Origin of the sequence: Faecalimonas sp. LCP19S3_D12 (assembly GCF_052121495.1) — a bacterium.
GTDB lineage: Bacteria > Bacillota > Clostridia > Lachnospirales > Lachnospiraceae > Faecalimonas.
In genome coordinates this window covers 43,803-65,194 of sequence record NZ_JBQKED010000002.1, presented here as the reverse complement: position 1 = coordinate 65,194, position 21,392 = coordinate 43,803, and the positions used below count along the sequence as shown (strand labels likewise).

The window sequence follows — 21,392 nt, the reverse complement described above, 5'->3', positions numbered from 1 at the left end:
CACATGTAGTATAATAAACAAAAATGCAAAAGAATAGAAAATCCAAAGAATAAAGAGGTAGAAAAATGAATAGATCAGAACTTAGGGAACACATTTTTAGAATGTTATTCCGTATAGAATTTAATAGAGAAGAAGAGATGAAAGAACAAGAGGACCTCTATTTTGAATTGATTGGTGGAGTTGATGAACAAGATAAGACTTATATTTTAAATAAATACAGAGCAATTGTCGAGAAAAAGGAAGAGATTGACAAATTTTTGAATGAGTATACGACAGGCTGGAAAACATCTCGTATGAATCGGGTCGATTTGACAATTTTAAGACTTGCAGTTTATGAGATGAAATGGGATGAAGAAGTTCCGATTGGTGTGGCAATCAATGAGGCGGTAGAACTTGCAAAGAAATATAGCAGTGATGAGGGACCGGCTTTTGTCAATGGTGTGTTGGCGAAACTGGCGGAATAAGGTGATATGATGCGCAATGTGTATTCTGTCGGACAAGTCAATGCTTATATTAAAAATATGTTTACGCAAGATTTTATGCTGAACCGGATCTATGTGAAAGGAGAAGTGTCAAATTGTAAATATCACACATCCGGGCATATTTATTTTTCACTGAAGGATGAGTCCGGGATGATTGCGTGTATTATGTTTGCGGGACAGAGAGGTGGTTTGCCTTTTCGGATGCAGGAAGGACAGCAGGTGATCGTGCTTGGCAATGTAACCACATATGAGAGAGATGGAAAGTATCAATTGTATGCAAAAGAGATTATTCTCGACGGAGCCGGAGCGCTTTATGAGAAATTCGAGGCATTGAAACAGGAATTGGGCGAGATGGGAATGTTTGCTGAGGAATACAAGCAGCCAATTCCGAAGTTTGCAAGAACAATCGGTATTGTGACGGCGCCTACAGGTGCGGCAATTCGGGATATTATCAATGTTGCAGGCAGAAGAAATCCCTATGTGCAGTTACTCTTATATCCGGCATTGGTTCAGGGCGAAGGCGCGTCTGCAAGTATTGCGGAAGGAATTGCGGCACTTGAAAAAAAAGGAGTAGATTTGATCATTGTAGGGCGTGGTGGCGGTTCTATAGAAGATCTTTGGGCATTTAATGAAGAAATTGTTGCGAGAGCTATTTTTGAATGTCGAATTCCGGTTATTTCAGCGGTGGGGCACGAGACGGACACAACTATTGCAGATTATGTGGCGGATCTGCGGGCTCCTACGCCTTCTGCGGCGGCTGAACTTGCGGTGTTCGAATACGAGACATTTTTAAACGAAGTTGAAGAATATCGAATAAAGATACGCAAAGCAATACGTCAGAAAGCGGAATGGGAAAAAATGAAAATCGGGCAGTATGCACTGCAATTAAAGTATCTGCATCCTAGGAATAAACTGCGGGACAAACAGCAAAGAACCGTGGAATTGGAAGAACGGTTCAGACAGACGATGGAAAGAAAGATTGACGATGAAAAACGCAGATTTGCTTTTTATATCGAGCGTATAAAAGGACTTTCGCCATTGGCAAAGCTGAATCAGGGATTTGCTTATATCTCAACGGAAAATGGCAAAGTGGTGAAGACAATCGCAGATACGGCAAATGGAGAGACATTGAATGTGTATGTGACAGATGGTGTGATCAAAGCAAGAGTAGAAGATACGCATAAGGAGGAACATTGTGGAAGCAGAAAATAAAAAAGATCAGACTCTGGAGGACGTATTTGAACAGTTAGATGAAGTAGTAAAAAAATTGGAGGGAGAAGCTGTTTCGCTTGAGGATTCTTTTCAATTGTATCATGAAGGAATGGAATTGCTGAAGATATGTAATGATAAGATTGAGACGATTGAGAAAAAAGTAATGATATTGGATAAAGATGGTGAAGAGCATGAATTTTAAGGAAGAAAGAATCGGGAAAATAACAGCGATAGAACAGATTTTAAAAAAATATCTGCCGGTCAAAGAAGGTCTCCAAAAAGAGATCATGGAGGCGATGGAGTATAGTCTTCTAGCCGGTGGAAAACGTCTCAGACCGATGCTGATGAGAGAGACGTATGTATTGTTTGGCGGTGATGAGGAACTCATTGAGCCGTTTATGGCAGCGATTGAGATGATCCACACGTATTCACTTGTACATGATGATCTTCCCGCGATGGACAATGATGATTACCGCAGAGGGAGAAAGACTACACATGTTGTGTACGGGGAGGCAATGGGGATTCTGGCGGGAGATGCGCTTCTTAATTTTGCCTTTGAGACGGCTGTAAAGGCGTTTACGATGTGTCCGCAAAAGAGTATAGAGATTGGTCAGGCGATGCGAGTCCTTTCTGAGAAAGCCGGAATTTACGGTATGATCGGGGGACAGGTAGTAGACGTGAAGAGTGCAGGACAAACTGTTTCCAAAGAAGTGTTGGATTTTATTTATGAGCTGAAGACAAGTGCTCTGATCGAGAGCTCTATGATGATCGGGGCAGTGCTTGCCGGCGCTTCGAAGACAGAAGTGCAAAAGATAGAACAGATTGCAAAATATGTGGGAATCGCTTTTCAGATACAGGATGATATTTTGGATGTGACAAGCACGGTGGAAGTGCTTGGAAAGCCAATTCACAGTGATGAAAAGAATGAAAAGACGACATATGTGACGTTGCTTGGAATTGAAAACGCAAAAGAGGCTGTGGAGAGACTTTCCATGGAAGCGATTCATTTATTACACAGCATTTCAGGGGAAAATCAATTTTTGGAGATGCTTTTAAAAGAATTAATTTACAGAGAAAAATAAAAGGGGTGCTCTTATGGTATTGGAGCGAATTCAAAAAGAGGATGATATTAAAAAACTAAAGGAAAGTGAATTGGATACGCTGGCAGAAGAGATTCGTCAGTTTTTGGTTGAAAAGATCAGTAAAACGGGAGGACATTTGGCTTCCAATCTAGGTGTAGTGGAGCTGACGATGGCGATGCATTTGGCATTTTCACTTCCGAAAGATAAAATTATATGGGATGTGGGACATCAGGCATATACACATAAGATTCTAACAGGAAGAAAAGCAGGATTTGATGATCTGCGCAAGTACGGGGGGATGAGCGGTTTCCCGAAACGAAAAGAGAGTGCATGTGATGCATTTGATACGGGACACAGTTCTACTTCAATCTCGGCAGGACTGGGATATGTGGAGGCAAGAGAGATACTGAAAGAAGATTATCAGGTCATCTCAGTGATCGGAGACGGTTCTCTGACCGGAGGTATGGCTTATGAAGCGTTGAATAACGCCTCTCATCTGAAGAGCAATTTTATTATTGTATTAAACGATAATCGGATGTCGATTTCTGAAAATGTTGGAGGAATGTCGAATTATCTGGATGGAATCCGCACAGCACATGCCTATACAGATTTGAAGAAAAATGTAGAAAAGACATTACAGAAAGTACCGTGTGTTGGAGATCAGATCGTGTCACATATTCGAAAGACAAAAAACAGTATCAAGCAATTGCTTGTGCCGGGAATGTTGTTTGAAGATATGGGAGTCACTTATCTAGGACCTGTCGACGGTCATGATATCAAAAAATTATATAAGATTTTTCAGGAAGCAAAGAAGATTGACCATGCGGTACTTGTCCATGTCTTGACGGAAAAAGGAAAAGGCTATCTTCCGGCGGAGAAGATGCCTTCCAAATTTCATGGGACAGGTCCGTTTGATATTGCCACTGGACAGCAGAAAACTTCAGGAGGCAAAGACACATATACCGATATTTTTGCAAAGGTGATGTACAGGATGGGAAAGGAAGAGCCAAAACTTGTTGCAATCACTGCTGCGATGAAAGACGGGACAGGCCTGACACCGTTTGCAAAGAAATATCCGGACAGATTTTTTGATGTCGGAATTGCAGAAGAACATGCGGTTACTTTTGCAGCAGGACTTGCGGCAGCAGGGTTAAAACCTGTATTTGCTGTATATTCCTCCTTTTTACAGAGGGGGTATGATCAAATGATACATGATGTCTGTCTGCAAAATTTGCCGGTCGTCTTTGCGATAGATCGGGCAGGACTTGTCGGAAATGACGGGGAGACACACCAAGGACTTTTTGATCTTGCATATTTAAGTGGGATCCCAAATATGACGGTGATGTCCCCAAAAAATAAATGGGAATTTGCGGATATGATCCGATTTGCAATCGAATTTCAAGGACCGATCGCCCTCAGATATCCAAGAGGAATGGCGTATGACGGACTGCAAGAATTCCGGGCGCCGATTGTCTATGGAAAAAGTGAGGTTATTTATGAGGAACAGGACATCGCCGTTTTCGCTGTTGGTCATATGATGGAGACAGCGGAGGCAGTGTGTGTGCAGCTAAGAGAAAAGGGATATCATTGCAGTCTGATCAATGTACGTTTTGTCAAACCGTTTGATCAGGATATTTTGAAACAGATGAGCAGAGCACACAGACTTTTTGTGTCGATTGAGGAAGGCCTTTTAGATGGTGGATATGGCGAGAAGATTGCCAATTATGCTGCAAGGGAGGGCTTGGGTGTCTGCGTATTGCAAAATGGTATTCAGGATGAGTATGTGGAACATGGTAATGTAGAATTGTTGAGAAAAGAAGTGCATCTGGATGCGGATTCGATTGTGGAGAAGATTGTCACAGCATATGATGTATTGAAAAACATATGATTTAGGAGAATATATGAAAGAACGATTAGATGTATTACTGGTAAAAAGAAATTTAGCAGAGTCCAGAGAAAAGGCGAAGGCGATCATTATGTCCGGTAATGTGTTTGTGGAAGGGCAAAGAGAGGATAAGGCAGGGACAACATTTTCGAATGAAGTTCAGATTGAGATTAAAGGTCATGCACTTCCATATGTAAGTCGCGGAGGTTTGAAGCTTGAAAAGGCGGTTGCAAATTTTGACGTCTGTCTGGAAGGAAAAGTCTGCACAGATGTGGGCGCCTCGACCGGAGGTTTTACAGACTGTATGCTGCAAAACGGGGCAAGAAAAGTGTTCGCCATTGATGTCGGAAAAGGACAACTTGCGTGGAAATTAAGACAGGATGAGCGGGTTATCTGCATGGAGAAGACGAATATCCGTTATGTGACACCGGAAGATCTGGGAGAAGAAATTGATTTTTCTTCGATTGATGTATCCTTTATTTCACTTACAAAGGTATTGCTTCCGATTCGTAATTATCTGAAAGAGGAGGGTCAGATCGTGGCACTGATCAAGCCGCAGTTTGAGGCTGGAAGAGAAAAGGTAGGAAAGAAGGGGGTAGTACGTGAAAAAAGTACGCACTATGAAGTGATTGAGATGGTGCTGTCCTATGCACTGTCTATCGGATTTTCAGTGTTAAATCTTGACTTTTCTCCAATCAAAGGTCCGGAAGGAAATATCGAATATCTTGTGTATTTGCAGAAAACAGAACAGACAGATACAATCGAACATGTGAAGATTGCCTGGAAGCAGATTGTGGAGAATGCCTTTTCCGCATTGGCAAAATAAAAATAGAGGATAGAAGATGGAGAAGTTTTATATCATTACAAACCGAAGCAAAGACAGGGAGCTTGCAACAACACATCGGATTCAGCGATATATCGAACAGCACGGCGGACAGTGTATTGTAGCGTCAGATGGCAAGTGTGTACCAAAAGATACCGAGTGTGTTCTGGTACTTGGCGGAGATGGGACCTTGATTCGTGCTGCAAGAGAATTACGTGCCTGCAAAGCACCGCTTCTTGGCATTAATTTGGGAACGCTTGGGTATCTGACAGAAGTGGAAGTGCAAAATATTGAGCAGGCACTGGAGCAGCTTTTTGAAGAGACTCCGGAGATTGAGGCAAGAATGATGCTCAAAGGAGTTCTGAATAGAGGTCAGGAAGATGTAGCGCTCAATGATATTGTTGTGGGAAGAGCAGGAGCTCTTCGGATCATTCATTTTAATATTTACGTGAATGGAGAACTTTTGAATTCATATCAGGCGGATGGAGTGATTATTTCTACCCCAACCGGTTCGACCGGATATAATTTGTCTGCCGGTGGTCCGATTGTAGAACCTACCGCATCTATGATCGTTGTGACACCAATCTGTTCTCACGCTTTAAATACAAGAAGCATCGTGTTGTCGGCTGAGGATGAGATTGTTGTGGAAATTGGAAAAGGAAGAGATAACCGGACAGAGATTGCAGCAGTTTCGTTTGATGGAGAACAGACGATTGAAATATATACAGGGGATCAGATTGTCATAAGAAGGGCGGACGATACCACAAAACTTTTTAAGCTGAGCAAAATAAGCTTTTTAGAGACATTGAGGAAAAAGATGAAAGGAAGCTGAAAAAAATGAAAGGAAAAAGACATGCAAAAGTAGTTGAGCTCATCAATAAGCATAATATCGAGACACAGGAGGAGCTGGCAGAGCGCTTGAATCAGGAGGGATTTCAGGTGACACAGGCAACAGTTTCCAGAGATATCCGAGACCTGAAACTGACAAAGGTTCCAATTGAGGGCGGAAGACAGAAATATACGATTTTGAAGACACCTGAAACGGCGATGAGCGAGAAATATATGAGGGTTTTAAAGGATGGATATGTGTCCATGGACATGGCACAGAATATATTGGTGATAAAAACTGTTTCCGGCATGGCAATGGCAGTGGCGGCGGCAATTGACGCGATGAATTGGAATGAAGTAGTTGGGTGTATTGCAGGAGATGACACGATTATGTGTGCAATACGGACGACAGATGATACGGTGAACGTGATGGACAAAATCAGAAAAATTGTAATGTAAGACAAGATGTGTCAAAAGAGAGTCTGGGAGAAAGAATATGTTACATAATTTGTATGTGAAAAATCTTGCATTGATTGATGAGATTGAAGTGGAATTTACAAAGGGGCTGAATATTTTGACAGGGGAGACAGGTGCCGGAAAATCAATTATTCTTGGTTCTGTCAATCTTGCATTGGGAGGAAAATATTCCGCTGATATCATACGAAAGGGTGCAGAATATGGATATGTGGAACTAACATTTTTTGTGGAAAATAAGACACAGGCTGAGGCGCTGAAAAGAAAAGATGTTTTCCCGGAAGATGGGGTTGTTGTTCTTAGCAGAAAACTTATGAGTAAGAGGAGCATCAGTAAGATCAATGGCGAGACGGTTCCAATTGCGCTTTTAAAAGACGCAGCGTCGATTTTAATCGATATTCATGGACAGCATGAGCACCAGTCCTTGCTCTATAAAAAAAATCATCTGACAATTTTAGATGCATTTGCAAAAGAGAACATTAAGCAGGTGAAAGAAAAGCTTGCGAAGGCTTATTTGATTTACAAAGAGCAGAAAGAAGAGCTTGAAGAGGCGTTGACAGATGAAAAGGAACGCAATAAGGAGATCGGGTTCTTAGAGTTTGAAATTCAGGAGATCAGACAGGCGAAGCTTTTAAGACAGGAGGATGAGACGCTGGAGGAAACATATCGCCGTATGACGAATGGAAAGAAAATCGTGGGAAATTTGGAAGAGGCATATGAGTATACCGGTGGAACGAACTCAGAGACGGCAAGCGAGGCGATCAGCAGGGCGCTTCGCTGTATGCAGGAGGCGGCAGGCTGCGATGAGCAGGCACAGGAGATGTTTCAGCAGCTTGCAGAGATAGACAGTCTTTTGAATGATTTCAACCGAGAATTGTCAGATTACAAGATGTCTTTTGATTTTTCGAAAGAGACTTTTTTTGAAGTGGAGACACGATTGAATGAGATCAATCGTTTGAAGACAAAATATGGAAATTCAATCGAAGAGATTTTAGAATACTGTGATAAAAAAGAGGAAAGGCTATTAAAACTGCAGGATTACGATGATTATCTGGCGAAGTTGCACAAAAAAATGGAAGATGCCGAAGCAGCAGTAAAATGCTATTCCGGGCAGTTGTCTTTACTGCGAAAAGAACAATCCGCAAAGCTTGCAGAAGCAATTCAAAAAGGACTTCGCGATCTCAATTTTTTAGATACACAGTTTGAAATTGTGTTCCGGGAGTTGGAGACTTATACAATTCAGGGGACAGATGAAGTTGAATTTATGATTTCCATGAATCCGGGAGAACCGGTGAGAGCGCTCGGAGATGTTGCCTCGGGAGGAGAGCTGTCAAGAATCATGCTCGCAATTAAAAGTGTGATGGCTGAGAAAGACCAGATAGAGACATTGATCTTTGATGAGATTGATGTGGGAATCAGCGGAAGAACCGCTCAGAAGGTTTCTGAAAAGATGTCTTTTATCGGACGAAATCATCAGGTGATCTGCATTACACATCTTGCGCAGATTGCTGCAATGGCGGATGCGCATTATGCGATTGAAAAGCAGGTGGAAGATGGTGTCACAAAAAGTAAAATTTTCCGATTAAGTAAAGAGCAGGAAATTGAAGAGCTTGCCAGAATTCTTGGAGGTGCAAAGATCACCGATACTGTTATGCAAAGTGCGGCGGAGATGAAAGAATTGGCAGAACGTACAAAATAATACCAGAGTGAAAAACAAAAAATATCACATACTAAAACAGATGCATTTTAGCATCTGTTTTTTAGTAGGAGGACATGTGATATGAAAAAGCGCTGGTATAGAAGATTTTTAGTCATAGTATTACTATTTGGAATATTTGTGGGAGGCGGACTTAGTATACAGAGTGTAAACCGATTGTATTTAAAAGAAGAGGTCAGCTCTCAGACAGTGTCCAATGATTTACTGATACCAGGAGGAATGCCAATCGGAATTTATATGGAGACAGATGGAGTGATGGTTCTTGGAACAGAGACGATTGAAGGAGCGGATGGTCTGCAATATGAGCCTGCCAAGCATTTGGTGAAAGAGGGAGATTATATTGTTGGTGTTAATGAGCAACCCGTTTCAAATAAAAAGGAATTATTGGAAATAGTGAAGCATCTTACAAAAGAAGAGGTAATATTGAAAGTTCGAAGGTCCAAAGAAGTGATTGAAGTAAAGATACGACCTGTAAAAGTGACAGAAAAAGAATATAAACTTGGTATTTGGATAAGGGATAATGCACAGGGGCTTGGTACAATTACATTTTTGACGGGAAACAGTGAATTTGGAGCGTTGGGGCATGGAATTCATGATGTGGATACGAATGAATTGCTTGATATTACAAATGGAACACTATATGAGACAAGTATAAAAGATATTCAAAAGGGAAAAAGTGGAAATCCCGGAGGTATGGAAGGGATCATTGTTTATAATCGATATAATGTATTAGGGAAAATTTCAAAAAATACAGAGTCAGGAATTTACGGGACGGTAGATAAAATTGGTTCTCTTTTTTCTGAACAAACTCCAATGGAAATTGGCAAAAAAGAGGAAATTCAGACAGGAGAAGCGATGATTCGTTGTGCGGTCGATGGAGCAGTGAAAGATTATGAGGTAAAAATTACAAAAATAGATTTATTTTGCAAAGAAATAAATAAAGGGATAGTTCTGGAAGTGACCGATCCAGAATTATTGGAGCTGACAGGAGGAATCGTGCAAGGGATGAGTGGAAGTCCCATTATACAAAATGGAAAAATTGTCGGCGCAGTAACTCACGTGTTTGTCCAAGATGCGACAAAAGGATACGGAATATTCATAGAAAATATGTTGAAAAATATAGAATAAAAAAGAAAATGTCGAAATATTACGACGACATTCGCTTGCGCCTGAAAATGACCGAAGATATAATAGGATTTGTGGCTGGAAACAGAGATTGAAAGTGTAGGAGGGCAACAAAGTGGGACGGTTAAATGTGGCAATTGCTGATGATAATGAGCGAATTTTGGACATTTTGGAGGAAATTGTAAGTAATGACGAGGAATTGACACTTGTAGGCAAGGCAGATAATGGGGAGGATATGTATCAGATTATAAAAAATAAGGAGCCAGATGTCGTATTATTAGATTTGATTATGCCAAAGATGGACGGTTTAAGTGTCATGGAGCTTGTACAGGAAGATAGAACTTTGAAAAAGACTCCTGATTTTATTATCATCACAGCAGTTGGACAGGAACGAATTACAGAAGATGCTTTCAAAAGAGGAGCAAACTACTACATTATGAAACCGTTTAACAATGAAATGGTATTAAACAGAATTAAAGATACACACAGAGAAATGAAATATACGAAAAAAAGTATGGGAGGTGTTCCGGAAATCAGGCGAGACATTGGTGAAGAAAGTCTAGAAAACAGAGTGACCAATATGATTCATGAAATTGGCATACCAGCACATATCAAAGGGTACCACTATTTGCGTGACGCAATTATGATGGCGGTTGAGGATATGGATGTGTTAAATGCAATTACTAAGATACTGTATCCGACAGTGGCAAAGAAATATCGTACAACGTCAAGCAGGGTGGAACGTGCAATCCGTCATGCAATCGAAGTGGCTTGGAGTAGAGGAAAATTAGATATTTTAGATGAACTATTTGGATACACGGTAAGCAATGGAAAAGGAAAGCCGACAAACTCAGAATTTATCGCTTTGATATCCGATACAATCCGCTTGGAAAAAAAGCACGCATAAATATACAGGGGTTTTTATTGACCCTTTGGCTTGCACTCGGTATAATAGAAAGAAAGTGCTATAAAAATGAGTGGAGGAAAGGTCATGAAAAAAATATTATTTGCCGCTTCAGAATCAGTGCCGTTTATTAAAACCGGTGGGTTAGCCGATGTTGTCGGATCTTTGCCAAAAAATTTTGACAAAGGACAGTATGATGTCAGGGTGATACTGCCGAAATATATGTGTATGAAAGAGGAATGGAAGGATCAGTTACAGTACAAGACACATTTTTACATGGATTTTTATTGGCAGAGCCGTTATGTAGGTGTTCTGGAGCTTGAATTGGACGGAGTGACATTCTATTTTGTAGATAATGAGGAATATTTTGCGGGGTTCAAGCCTTACGGTGATATACTTTGGGACATTGAAAAATTTGCGTTCTTCTCAAAGGCAGTGCTCAGTATCTTACCGTTGATAGATTTCAGACCAGATATCATTCACTGTCATGACTGGCAGACTGGATTGATTCCGGTATATCTTGACAATTTCCGTTATGGTGGAGAATTTTATCGGGGGATTAAGACTGTTATGACGATACATAATCTAAAATTCCAAGGCGTGTGGGGAACCGATAAAGTAAAAGAGATTACAGGGCTTCCGGATTATTATTTTGTACCGGACAAGATGGAGGCGTATAAAGATGCGAATCTCTTGAAGGGAGGTATTGTATACGCAGACTGCGTGACGACAGTGAGCAGCTCTTATGCCGAAGAAATTAAGACACCATTTTACGGAGAAAAGTTGGACGGACTTATGAATGCAAGAAGTAACAGTCTGTCTGGAATTGTCAATGGTATTGACTATGAAGAATATAATCCTGGCACAGATGTCCATATTGCAAGAAATTATACGGTAGAGAATTTTAGAAAAGAAAAGGTGAAAAACAAACTTGCACTTCAAGAGCAGCTTGGTTTGGAAGTGGATGCAAAGAAGATGATGATAGGTATTGTCTCCAGACTGACTGACCAGAAAGGATTTGACCTGATCGCATATGTGTTAGATGAATTGTGTCAGGATGAGATTCAGATTGTTGTACTTGGAACCGGTGAAGAGAGATATGAGAACATGTTCCGGCATTTTGCATGGAAATATCCGGGAAAGGTATCGGCTCAGATTTATTATTCCGAACCAATGTCTCATATGATTTACGCTGCCTGTGATGCATTTTTAATGCCGTCCTTATTTGAGCCTTGTGGACTTAGTCAGCTGATGAGCCTTCGATATGGAACAGTTCCGATCGTGAGAGAGACCGGAGGATTAAAGGATACGGTTGAGGCTTATAATGAATATGAAAAGACGGGAACAGGATTTAGTTTCTGCAATTATAATGCGCATGAGATGATGCATACTGTGCGGTATGCCGAGCAGATTTATTATGATAAAAAACGCGATTGGAATAAGATTGCAGAGCGGGCGATGCAGAAAGATTTCTCATGGAAAAATTCTGCAAAGCAATATGAGGATTTATACAACACTTTATAGACAAAAGAAGAGACCGGAGGAGATTGGACATGAAAATTAAAGACAGATTATCAGAAAACAGAGTGAATATTTCGTTTGAAGTATTTCCCCCAAAAACAGATGCCGGATACGGAAAAGTATTGGAAGCAACAGAAGAAATTGTAGCTTTAAAGCCTTCCTTTATCAGTGTCACTTATGGAGCTGGCGGCGGGACAAGCAAGAATACAGTTAAGATTGCATCTCATATCCAGAATGATCTTGGAGTGGCAAGTCTTGCGCATCTGACTTGCGCTTCTTCCACAAAAGAAGAAGTAAGACAAGTCATTGAGCAGTTAAAGGAACAGGGGATCGAAAATATACTGGCACTTCGCGGAGATATCCCAAAGGATGGAGCTTTTCCGATTCCCAACCACTATAAATATGCAAGTGAGCTGATTGCAGATATCAAATCACAGGGAGATTTTTGTATTGGGGCAGCATGTTATCCCGAAGGGCATGTAGAAAGCGAGCATAAATCAGAAGATATTGCGCACTTGAAAGAAAAAGTGGATGTCGGTGTAGATTTTCTAACGACACAGATGTTTTTTGACAATTCGATTTTATACAATTTCCTGTACCGGATTCGAGAGAAAGGAATCACAGTTCCTGTTCTTCCAGGAATTATGCCTGTCACGAATGGAAAGCAGATTGCTCGTATCTGTGAACTTTCGGGAACAATCCTTCCTGAAAGATTTCGTGCCATAGTAGACCGGTTCGGAGATGATCCAAAAGCGATGCAGCAGGCGGGAATTGCCTACGCGACAGATCAGATTATCGATCTGATTGCAAATGGTATTCAGAATATTCATATTTATTCTATGAATAAGCCGGAAATTGCAGCTGCAATCATGACAAACTTATCAGAGATTATCAAATAAACGAAATTAGAGGGTATTATGGATATACGAACGAGAGAAGCCGTTCGGTATCTTGGATATGGAAGACATGCGATAGATGAACGAACATTACAGCTGGTGGAAGATTCTTTCAAAGAATTGGAACGCATCGTAAATGCAAAATTCACCTATCGCATTTTTGAAACTACTTTTCCGGATACGAATGAGCTTAGCATAGGAAAAATGAAAATTAAAAGTAAAAATCTATATAAGAACTTGAAGGGCTGTTCTCAGGCAGTCGTATTTGGAGCGACACTAGGGACCAGTGTGGATGTGCTTATGAAACGATACAGTCTGACGGATATGGCGAAGGCAGTTGTTCTGCAGGCGTGTGCAGCTGCGATGCTGGAGGAATATTGTGATAAGGCACAAAATGAAATTGCCGAAAGTCTGCGCAAGGAGCAGTTATATCTTCGCCCAAGATTCAGTCCGGGGTATGGAGATTACTCCATTTTACATCAGGATGATATCTTACGGATGCTGGATGCTGCAAAGACGATAGGACTTACGATGACAGAGAGTTATATGCTTACCCCGACAAAGTCTGTGACGGCTGTGATTGGGGTCAGCAGCACACAGGAGCCATGCCATATCAAAGGCTGCGAAGAATGTCAGAAATTAGATTGTATATACAGAAGGAGTTAATATGTTACTGGAAAGATTAGGAAAAGAGCTCTTATTTTTTGACGGAGGGATGGGGACGCTGTTGCAGGCAGAAGGACTTCAGCCTGGCGAACTCCCTGAGACCTGGAATATAGAGCGAAAAGAAACGATACGAAAAATTCATCAGTCATATTTTGAGGCTGGAAGTGATATTGTGCTTACGAACACATTTGGAGCGAACGCATTGAAGTTTCATGACGAAAATTGTTCCTTAAAGGCTATCATTGATGCGGCAGTTGAAAATGTCAGATTTGGAGCAAAGGCGGGGATCAGAGATGAGCGAGACTATTATGTTGCTTTGGATATCGGACCGACTGGAAAATTGTTAAAACCTTTGGGAGACCTGTCTTTTGAAGATGCCTATGAAGCGTTCAAAGAAGTTATGCAGTATGGGGAGAAAGCAGGGGCAGATTTGATTCACATCGAGACAATGAGTGATACTTACGAGGTGAAAGCAGCAGTCCTTGCAGCAAAAGAAAACACAAATCTTCCTGTATTTGCAACGATGATATTTGATGACAAAGGAAAACTTCTGACAGGAGGAGATGTGCCGTCTGTAGTGGCGCTTTTGGAAGGTCTCAGAGTGGATGCACTTGGGATCAACTGTGGAATGGGACCCAAACAGATGCTCCCTATTTTGCAGCAGATTGCACAATATACTTCACTGCCAATCATTGTAAAGCCGAATGCGGGACTTCCAAAGCAAAGAGACGGACAGACCTACTATGATGTTACACCGGATGTTTTTGCCAAACAGCTTCAGGAGATTGTAAAAGCAGGTGCATGTGTGATCGGCGGATGCTGTGGTACAACTCCAAAGCATATCCGTGCGATGATTGCAGCTTGTAAAGACTTAGAGATGACAAAGCCAACTTTCAAGAATCACACGATTGTCTCCTCCTATGGAAAAGCAGTAGAACTTGGAGATATGCCTGTCATTATCGGAGAGCGTATCAATCCGACAGGAAAGAGTAAGTTTAAGCAGGCTTTAAAGGAACATAACCTGGATTATATTTTAAAAGAAGGAATCACACAGCAGGATAAGGGAGCACATATTTTAGATGTAAATGTGGGGCTTCCAGATATCGATGAGGTTGTAATGATGAAAGAGGTGGTCAGAGAACTTCAAAGTGTGACAAGTCTTCCTCTTCAGATTGACACAGTAGACACAGAGGCAATGGAGCAGGCGATGCGTATTTACAATGGAAAACCAATGGTAAATTCAGTCAGCGGGAAACAGGAATCTATGAATGCAGTTTTCCCATTGATTCAAAAGTATGGTGGAGTTGTCATTGGGCTTACGTTGGATGAAAATGGGATTCCAAAGACGGCAAAAGGGCGTCTAGAAGTTGCAGGCAAGATTATCGAGGAAGCAAAAAAATATGGTATTGACAAAAAGGATATTGTCATTGATGTGCTCACCATGACAATCAGCTCAGAGCCAAACGGAGCAAAGACAACATTGGAAGCACTGAAAATGGTACGGGATACATATGGAGTCCGGACTGCTCTCGGTGTGTCTAATATCTCTTTTGGACTTCCAAGTCGTCCGGCCATCAATGCGAATTTCTATACTATGGCAATGCAAAATGGATTGACGGCGGGTATTATCAATCCGTCTTCAGAGGATATGATGCGCTCATATCATTCATACTGTGCACTGATGAATTATGACACAAACTGCGAGAATTATATTGCACATTACGGCAATCAGGAACCGGTAAAGACAGCAGTGCCAGCAGGGCAGCAAATTGATCTGAAAACAGCTATTGAAAAAGGATTGAAAGAAGATGCATACCAGACAACGGTTGCACTTGTAAAAACAGAGGCGCCGCTTGAGATCATTAATACCTATCTGATTCCGGCGCTTGACACGGTCGGAAAAGGGTTTGAAAAAGGAACTGTATTTCTTCCTCAGCTCCTGATGAGTGCAGATGCGGCAAAAAGTTCTTTTGCAGTCTTAAAAGAGGAGCTTGAGAAGAACGGTGGAGAGGAAAAAGAGAAAGAAAAAGTCGTTCTTGCAACTGTGAAAGGTGATATTCACGATATCGGGAAGAATATCGTGAAAGTGCTTTTAGAAAATTATAGTTTTGAAGTAATTGATCTGGGAAAAGATGTTGCACCAGAACGTATTGTTGAGACTGTGCTTGAAAAAGAGGTGAGGCTTGTAGGGTTAAGTGCTCTGATGACGACTACTGTTGTAAGCATGGAAGAGACAATCAGACAGCTTAGAGAAAAAGCGCCAGATTGTAAAGTCATGGTCGGCGGAGCTGTTTTGAATCAAGAATATGCGGATATGATCGGAGCGGATTTCTATGGAAAAGATGCAATGCAATCCGTCTATTACGCACAAAAAATATTGACAAATCATAGATAGATTTCTATGATAAATAGAGAATGCATTTTACAGAGATGAAGGAGAAAAAAGCCATGAGAGGATTGGAGACACCAATTAGAAGAATCAGAAGACAAGTGTTCACAAAGGTAGCAAAGCTAGCATTTGAATCGACTCCGGAGACGCTGATCGACGATATTGAGGCTGTTCCGTATGAACTGATTAATGAGGATACGGAGAAATACAGAGAGAGTATTTACCGTTCGCGTGCAATTGTAAGGGAGCGTATGCGCCTTGCGATGGGAATGTCACTTCGCCCGGAGGATAAGCCGGTACATCTGACAGCTGGGATTGAAGAAAGTAATATTTCGGAAAAATATTATGAGCCACCGCTTATGCAGGTCATCCCATCTGCCTGTGCGGCATGTGAGGAAAAGGGATATGAAGTGAGTGACATGTGTAAAGGCTGTGTGGCACATCCTTGCCGCGAAGTCTGTCCGGTGGGAGCTATTTCCATGAAAAAGGGGCGTTCCTACATTGATCAGGAAAAATGTATTAAGTGTGGAAAATGCAAATCTGTCTGTCCATATGATGCGATTTCAAAAAAAGAGCGTCCATGTGCGAAAGCATGCGGAGTGAATGCGATTGATTCGGATAAGATAGGAAGAGCTCATATTGACAATGACAAATGTGTATCTTGCGGAATGTGTATGGTAAGCTGTCCATTTGGAGCAATTTCGGACAAATCTCAGATTTTTCAGCTTGGAAGAGCGTTGAAAGAAGGCGGGGAGATTATAGCTGAGATCGCACCTGCATTTGTAGGACAGTTCGGACCGAATATCACACCGAGAAATATCAAGGCTGCATTGCAGGAACTTGGATTCGCGGAAGTGTATGAGGTGGCGTTGGGGGCGGATATCGGCGCGATTGCGGAGGCACATCATTATGTAGAAAAAGTAGTTACAGGAGAACTTCCGTTTTTACTGACCTCTTGTTGCCCGGCATGGTCAATGCTTGCTAAAAAATATTTTCCGGATCTTGCAGATCAGGTATCACAGGAATTGACACCGATGGTTGCAACAGCAAGAACAATCAAATTAGAACACCCGAATGCAAAAGTGGTATTTATCGGACCATGTGCATCGAAAAAACTAGAAGCATCCAGAAGAACTGTGAGAAGTGATGTGGATTTTGTCATTACGTTTGAAGAATTACAGGCCATGTTTGATGCCAGAGAGATTGATCTGACAGAATATGAGGCTGAGTCATCTTTCCATGACGCAACCGGTGCAGGGCGTGGATATGCTGCGGCAGGCGGTGTTGCGAATGCCATCGAAAAATGTGTCAATGAATATTATCCAGATGTGGAAGTGAAGATTGAGCATGCGGAAGGTCTTGCAGAATGTAAGAAGATGCTGACACTTGCGAAGATCGGAAAGAAAAATGGATGTCTGATTGAGGGAATGGGATGTCCGGGAGGTTGTATTGCCGGAGCCGGAACGAATATTCCGATTCAAAAAGCACAGAAAGAATTGAAAGATTTTGTGGCACATTCCTCAAAGATGCTGCCGCCAAAAGAATTAGAAGAAATTGAATTAAAATAATCGCCTTTACGGTAGTTGGATTGTATGATATTATATAATGCAAGAAATTAGATAAAGCAAAAGTGTGCGTGGAGGTGTGCATATGGGATTTTTAGCAGCATTGATACAGACGGTCATTAAGATGATAATTGTAGGCGCGTTTGCATTTGCAGGAATTAAGCTTGGGCGTTATCTGCGAAAAAGAAAAGACGATAAAGAGGCAAATGCCTAGATGTAGTGGAGTGAGATGAAAGAATCTTGCTCCATTTTTAGTTTAAATGAGATGGTAGTTGCTGGAGGAGCGAAAAGTAAAAAGATTGAAATAATTAAATCAGTTAATGTTGCAAAAGCAACAAAAAGATGATAAAGTATCAATACATATATTGTACAAATAAACAAAAAGGATGGGGAAAATGAAAAAGAAAACGTTAAAAATGACATTGTGTTCTGTCATGTCTGCTATGATGCTGACATCTGTTATCGGTTCGGTGCAGGCTGTAGAAGGGTCAAATTGGGAAACCAGCATGAAAGATCATTGGAGTTTTGATTCTTTACAAAGTGATCAGGGAGATAAGACAACAGCTACATTAAATGGCATTAGCATTGTTGATAGTGAAGATCCAGTATTTGGAAAGGTTTTACGATTTGGAAGCGGAACAGATAAGTATCTGAGATTGGAGAACTATATCAATACGGGGGAAGGTTCTACTTCTTTTTCTATGTGGTATCGTTACGATACAACAATCACAGGAGACGGGATCGATAAGTCAGCGGTATTACTTCAACACGAAGGCAATGGTCGTTCGTTGCTTACATTGCAGGCGGATGGAAAATACAATACATTTATTAATACTCAGAATGTATTGAGTAAAAAATCAGTACAAAAAGGTGATTGGCAGCATGTTACAGTAGTGTTTAATCAAGATAAGAATGAAGTAACCTACTATATCAATGGAGAATTAGATAGTACACAGAGCTTGGGTACCAATAAAGTTGATCAGAAATTAGCTCTTCGTCTTGGTGCGCATAAGACAGATGGAAACAAAGATCCGCATCCAATGCGCGGTGATGTAGATGAGTTTTATGTGTATGAAAAGGCATTGACAGCGGATGAGGCGAAAGCAATCTACGAAGATAAAGCTACTGAGTTATACAATCAGGAATTGAAGAAACTGATTCAAGAAGGAAAAGAGCTTGCGGAGAATCAGAAGCTTCCGGAAGACAATGAAAAAGCAAAACAATTACAGAATGCTTTGAAAAAATCAGAGGATGCTACAACTTTAGCTGACATGAAAGCGGCTTATGCAGAGCTTGAAAAAGCAATGGCAGAGTATGAAGCAGAGTTTCCAGTAAAATTATCAATTGATACAGCGAAAACTGTACAAACAATCGAGCCGGATTCTATTTTCGGAATCAATCACCGCTATGCATTCAATGGATATGGTACATTTGATTCGAAAGAGATGAAGATGAAAGATGAGTTCACAAAGCTGTATGAGCAGGCAGGCTTTGGCTCTATCCGTTATCCGGGAGGAACAATTTCCAACTTGTTCAACTGGAAGACTACTTTGGGAGATAAAAAAGACAGAAAAAAACAAATTCATGGTTTCTATAATAATGAAGGACAAGGTGGTATTGAACCTAATTTCGGAATCAAAGAAATCGCAGATTTTGCAGATCAGGTAGGTTCAGAAATCGTGTATGTATATAGCCTTGGACGCGGAAATGCGCAGGATGCAGCAGATTTAGTGGAATTCTTGAATGCAAAAGTTGGAACAAATCCAAATGGCGGAATCGATTGGGCAGAAGTTCGTGCAAAAAACGGTCATGAAGAGCCTTACAATGTAAGATATTTTGAAATTGGGAACGAAATGCAGCAAGCATGGGGAGATTCTGACGGAACTGCATCTCAAGGATATTGGACAACATATGTAAACGGTAATGCAGGAGCAGAGAAGGCATATACAGAAGGTGGACAGGCAAAGTTTGTACAGAAATATGCAGTCGATGAAGAAAATTGGAATAAAAAAGCTTCTCAGAGTGATGGAAAACCAAATTTAGTTCGTTATTTACGTTATGCAAACCAGAACCCAGGAAAATTGGTTGATGGAAAAATCGTAGAAGACCCAGAATATAAAGCGGTCAATGATGGAGTGAAAGTATATGTGGGTACAGATGGAAATTTAGACGAATGGACAGTAGTATCTAATTTTGAAAACTCAAAAGCAACAGACAAACACTGTGTAGTGGATTATAGCACAGGAAGAATTACCTTTGGAGATGGAGAAAAAGGTATGATTCCTCCAGCAGGAAAAAATATTTATGCGACATATACAGTAGACAGAGAAGGTTTTATTGATGTGTCGAAAGCAATTAAGAAGACGACAGAGAAAATCAATGAGATTGAGAAGACAAACTACAAATCAAATGTGTACACAAGTTTTGAATCACATGGATTTATTAATAGAATGAATGAGCTTGGTGCAAATGAGTGGTACGATGGTATGACCATCCATCCATATTCTGGCTCTGTGAGTGGTGGAACAAATGCAGAGGCATTTTATGATGATGCAATGAAAAAGGCAGAGAATGTCGGAATCCAAAATGTAAAAAATTATGTGGACAGATTACCTGCTGGAAAAGTTCCGGTTATCAGTGAGTACGGTATTTTTAGAAATACAGAATCTCAGGTGCGTTCTCAGACACATGCTATTTACATTGCAAAAGTAATTATGGAATATGTAAAACTTGGAAGTCCTTATATTCAAAAACATTGCTTGTCTGATTGGTATAGTTCAGGAGCGGATTCTTTAGGACCTACACAGCAGGCTGTGATACAGGTTGTAAAACAAAATGGGGCAGACACAACAACTGGAGAAGGAAACTTTGCATTTTTCTCAACACCATCCGCACATGTATTCCAAATGTTGAATGCAGGATTTGGAGAAAATGTTGTGGAAACAACATTCGAGAAAGCCCCGACAATGAGTAATGGTGTCAAAACATTATCATCACTTGCAAGTGTAGATAAAAATGGAAATATGTATGTTGCACTTGTGAATGTGGATCGTGAAAAAGATCAAAATGTAATGTTAGATGTAAAAGGTGTGGATGTAAGCGGACGAGATATTGAGATTCAGAGATTGGAGTCTGATAAAATCACAGACGAAAATACATTAGAGGCACCAGATAGGGTATCTGTTCAGACAGAGAAAACAAAGATGCCAGAAGGACAGATTATCAAATTGAAGAAACATTCTTTTGCGATTGTGAAGATTTTAGCTGAAGAGCAGGTAGTAGAAAAAGCAGATTATAGCAAAGTAGATGCAGCACTTGCTAATATTCCAAAAGACTTAAGCCTTTACACGAAAGAATCTGTGGCAAAATTAGAAGAAGCAAAAGAAGCAGTTGTACGTGATTTAGATATCACAAAACAGGCAGAAGTAGATAAGATGGCAGAAGCAATCCGGAGTGCGATCGAAGGCCTTCAGCTGAAAAAAGCAGATTATAGTAAAGTAGATGCAGCACTTGGAAATATTCCAAAAGATTTGAGCCTTTACACGAAAGAATCTGTGGCAAAATTAGAAGAAGCAAAAGAAGCAGTTGTACGTGATTTGGATATTACAAAGCAGGCAGAAGTAGATAAAATGGCAGAAGCAATCCAAAAGGCAATTGATAATTTGAAAAAGAAAGCCAGCGTGGAAACAACTCCTGATAACAAACCTAACAATAGTGTTACAACAGGAGATGGAACAATGATTTTGTTGATGATTATGTTAGTGGTTGTATCAGGCGGTACTATTTTCATCGCAGATAAGAAGAGAAGAAGGAACTTATAAAA

The 21,392-nt window shown here is 40.7% G+C and carries 18 protein-coding genes; all 18 read left to right on the top strand.

Features of this window, described 5'->3' with window-relative positions; all coding sequences use genetic code 11:
- The first annotated feature begins 65 nt into the window (after positions 1 to 65).
- The 18 genes from nusB (at position 66) to ACTQXY_RS00855 (ending at position 21,390) form a co-directional block, all read left to right on the top strand.
- The gene (gene nusB, locus ACTQXY_RS00940; RefSeq protein WP_441657899.1) at positions 66 to 464 is read left to right on the top strand and encodes a transcription antitermination factor NusB; all 399 of its coding nucleotides are present in this window, start codon (positions 66 to 68) and stop codon (positions 462 to 464) included.
- A 9-nt stretch (positions 465 to 473) separates the two neighbouring features.
- Positions 474 to 1,694 (top strand): exodeoxyribonuclease VII large subunit, encoded by a 1,221-nt coding sequence (gene xseA, locus ACTQXY_RS00935; protein ID WP_441657948.1) that lies wholly within the window; start codon positions 474 to 476, stop codon positions 1,692 to 1,694.
- On the top strand, positions 1,678 to 1,896 hold the full coding sequence (gene xseB, locus ACTQXY_RS00930) for an exodeoxyribonuclease VII small subunit (protein WP_004613852.1): 219 nt from the start codon (positions 1,678 to 1,680) through the stop codon (positions 1,894 to 1,896). The genes xseA and xseB overlap by 17 nt, the downstream gene beginning before the upstream one ends.
- Positions 1,886 to 2,776, top strand: a complete 891-nt coding sequence (locus ACTQXY_RS00925) for a farnesyl diphosphate synthase (protein WP_441657898.1) — start codon at positions 1,886 to 1,888, stop codon at positions 2,774 to 2,776. The genes xseB and ACTQXY_RS00925 overlap by 11 nt, the downstream gene beginning before the upstream one ends.
- Before the next feature lie 13 nt (positions 2,777 to 2,789).
- The gene (dxs, locus tag ACTQXY_RS00920; RefSeq protein ID WP_441657897.1) at positions 2,790 to 4,664 is read left to right on the top strand and encodes a 1-deoxy-D-xylulose-5-phosphate synthase; all 1,875 of its coding nucleotides are present in this window, start codon (positions 2,790 to 2,792) and stop codon (positions 4,662 to 4,664) included.
- 13 nt (positions 4,665 to 4,677) lie between these two features.
- Positions 4,678 to 5,487 carry a TlyA family rRNA (cytidine-2'-O)-methyltransferase gene (locus ACTQXY_RS00915; protein ID WP_441657896.1) on the top strand — a complete coding sequence of 270 codons (810 nt, stop codon included), beginning with the start codon at positions 4,678 to 4,680 and terminating at the stop codon, positions 5,485 to 5,487.
- Positions 5,488 to 5,503: 16 nt separating this feature from the next.
- Positions 5,504 to 6,316 (top strand): NAD(+)/NADH kinase, encoded by an 813-nt coding sequence (locus ACTQXY_RS00910; RefSeq protein WP_441657895.1) that lies wholly within the window; start codon positions 5,504 to 5,506, stop codon positions 6,314 to 6,316.
- 5 nt (positions 6,317 to 6,321) lie between these two features.
- Positions 6,322 to 6,771, top strand: coding sequence for an arginine repressor (argR, locus tag ACTQXY_RS00905; RefSeq protein ID WP_441657894.1), 450 nt, complete (start codon positions 6,322 to 6,324; stop codon positions 6,769 to 6,771).
- A 37-nt stretch (positions 6,772 to 6,808) separates the two neighbouring features.
- Positions 6,809 to 8,485, top strand: coding sequence for a DNA repair protein RecN (gene recN / locus ACTQXY_RS00900; RefSeq protein WP_441657893.1), 1,677 nt, complete (start codon positions 6,809 to 6,811; stop codon positions 8,483 to 8,485).
- 81 nt (positions 8,486 to 8,566) lie between these two features.
- A complete protein-coding gene (spoIVB, locus tag ACTQXY_RS00895) occupies positions 8,567 to 9,631 on the top strand; it encodes a SpoIVB peptidase (RefSeq protein WP_441657892.1) in 1,065 nt (354 codons plus the stop codon).
- 112 nt (positions 9,632 to 9,743) lie between these two features.
- Positions 9,744 to 10,535, top strand: coding sequence for a sporulation transcription factor Spo0A (gene spo0A, locus ACTQXY_RS00890; RefSeq protein ID WP_441657891.1), 792 nt, complete (start codon positions 9,744 to 9,746; stop codon positions 10,533 to 10,535).
- Positions 10,536 to 10,619: 84 nt separating this feature from the next.
- Complete coding sequence (gene glgA / locus ACTQXY_RS00885; protein ID WP_441657890.1) at positions 10,620 to 12,056, top strand: glycogen synthase GlgA; 1,437 nt, start codon at positions 10,620 to 10,622, stop codon at positions 12,054 to 12,056.
- Positions 12,057 to 12,085: 29 nt separating this feature from the next.
- Entirely contained in the window at positions 12,086 to 12,952 is an 867-nt protein-coding gene (gene metF, locus ACTQXY_RS00880; RefSeq protein WP_441657889.1) for a methylenetetrahydrofolate reductase [NAD(P)H], read from the top strand.
- A gap of 18 nt (positions 12,953 to 12,970) precedes the next feature.
- Positions 12,971 to 13,615, top strand: coding sequence for a vitamin B12 dependent-methionine synthase activation domain-containing protein (locus ACTQXY_RS00875; protein ID WP_441657888.1), 645 nt, complete (start codon positions 12,971 to 12,973; stop codon positions 13,613 to 13,615).
- A 1-nt stretch (position 13,616) separates the two neighbouring features.
- The gene (locus tag ACTQXY_RS00870) at positions 13,617 to 16,010 is read left to right on the top strand and encodes a homocysteine S-methyltransferase family protein (RefSeq protein WP_441657887.1); all 2,394 of its coding nucleotides are present in this window, start codon (positions 13,617 to 13,619) and stop codon (positions 16,008 to 16,010) included.
- 53 nt (positions 16,011 to 16,063) lie between these two features.
- Entirely contained in the window at positions 16,064 to 17,572 is a 1,509-nt protein-coding gene (locus ACTQXY_RS00865) for a monomeric [FeFe] hydrogenase (protein WP_441657886.1), read from the top strand.
- An 82-nt stretch (positions 17,573 to 17,654) separates the two neighbouring features.
- Positions 17,655 to 17,783 (top strand): hypothetical protein, encoded by a 129-nt coding sequence (locus ACTQXY_RS00860; RefSeq protein ID WP_264465970.1) that lies wholly within the window; start codon positions 17,655 to 17,657, stop codon positions 17,781 to 17,783.
- Between the two features lie 181 nt (positions 17,784 to 17,964).
- Complete coding sequence (locus tag ACTQXY_RS00855; protein ID WP_441657885.1) at positions 17,965 to 21,390, top strand: alpha-L-arabinofuranosidase family protein; 3,426 nt, start codon at positions 17,965 to 17,967, stop codon at positions 21,388 to 21,390.
- The last annotated feature ends 2 nt before the right edge of the window (positions 21,391 to 21,392 follow it).

What these genes read in the sequence shown, in the direction of transcription:
- ACTQXY_RS00875 (WP_441657888.1), top strand. Translation starts at nt 12,971, where the DNA reads ATGGATATACGAACGAGAGAAGCCGTTCGGTATCTTGGATATGGAAGA.
- ACTQXY_RS00910 (WP_441657895.1), top strand. Translation starts at nt 5,504, where the DNA reads ATGGAGAAGTTTTATATCATTACAAACCGAAGCAAAGACAGGGAGCTT.
- nusB (WP_441657899.1), top strand. Translation starts at nt 66, where the DNA reads ATGAATAGATCAGAACTTAGGGAACACATTTTTAGAATGTTATTCCGT.
- ACTQXY_RS00870 (WP_441657887.1), top strand. Translation starts at nt 13,617, where the DNA reads ATGTTACTGGAAAGATTAGGAAAAGAGCTCTTATTTTTTGACGGAGGG.
- dxs (WP_441657897.1), top strand. Translation starts at nt 2,790, where the DNA reads ATGGTATTGGAGCGAATTCAAAAAGAGGATGATATTAAAAAACTAAAG.
- ACTQXY_RS00865 (WP_441657886.1), top strand. Translation starts at nt 16,064, where the DNA reads ATGAGAGGATTGGAGACACCAATTAGAAGAATCAGAAGACAAGTGTTC.
- spoIVB (WP_441657892.1), top strand. Translation starts at nt 8,567, where the DNA reads ATGAAAAAGCGCTGGTATAGAAGATTTTTAGTCATAGTATTACTATTT.
- recN (WP_441657893.1), top strand. Translation starts at nt 6,809, where the DNA reads ATGTTACATAATTTGTATGTGAAAAATCTTGCATTGATTGATGAGATT.
- xseA (WP_441657948.1), top strand. Translation starts at nt 474, where the DNA reads ATGCGCAATGTGTATTCTGTCGGACAAGTCAATGCTTATATTAAAAAT.
- ACTQXY_RS00860 (WP_264465970.1), top strand. Translation starts at nt 17,655, where the DNA reads ATGGGATTTTTAGCAGCATTGATACAGACGGTCATTAAGATGATAATT.
- ACTQXY_RS00855 (WP_441657885.1), top strand. Translation starts at nt 17,965, where the DNA reads ATGAAAAAGAAAACGTTAAAAATGACATTGTGTTCTGTCATGTCTGCT.
- ACTQXY_RS00915 (WP_441657896.1), top strand. Translation starts at nt 4,678, where the DNA reads ATGAAAGAACGATTAGATGTATTACTGGTAAAAAGAAATTTAGCAGAG.
- argR (WP_441657894.1), top strand. Translation starts at nt 6,322, where the DNA reads ATGAAAGGAAAAAGACATGCAAAAGTAGTTGAGCTCATCAATAAGCAT.
- glgA (WP_441657890.1), top strand. Translation starts at nt 10,620, where the DNA reads ATGAAAAAAATATTATTTGCCGCTTCAGAATCAGTGCCGTTTATTAAA.
- ACTQXY_RS00925 (WP_441657898.1), top strand. Translation starts at nt 1,886, where the DNA reads ATGAATTTTAAGGAAGAAAGAATCGGGAAAATAACAGCGATAGAACAG.
- metF (WP_441657889.1), top strand. Translation starts at nt 12,086, where the DNA reads ATGAAAATTAAAGACAGATTATCAGAAAACAGAGTGAATATTTCGTTT.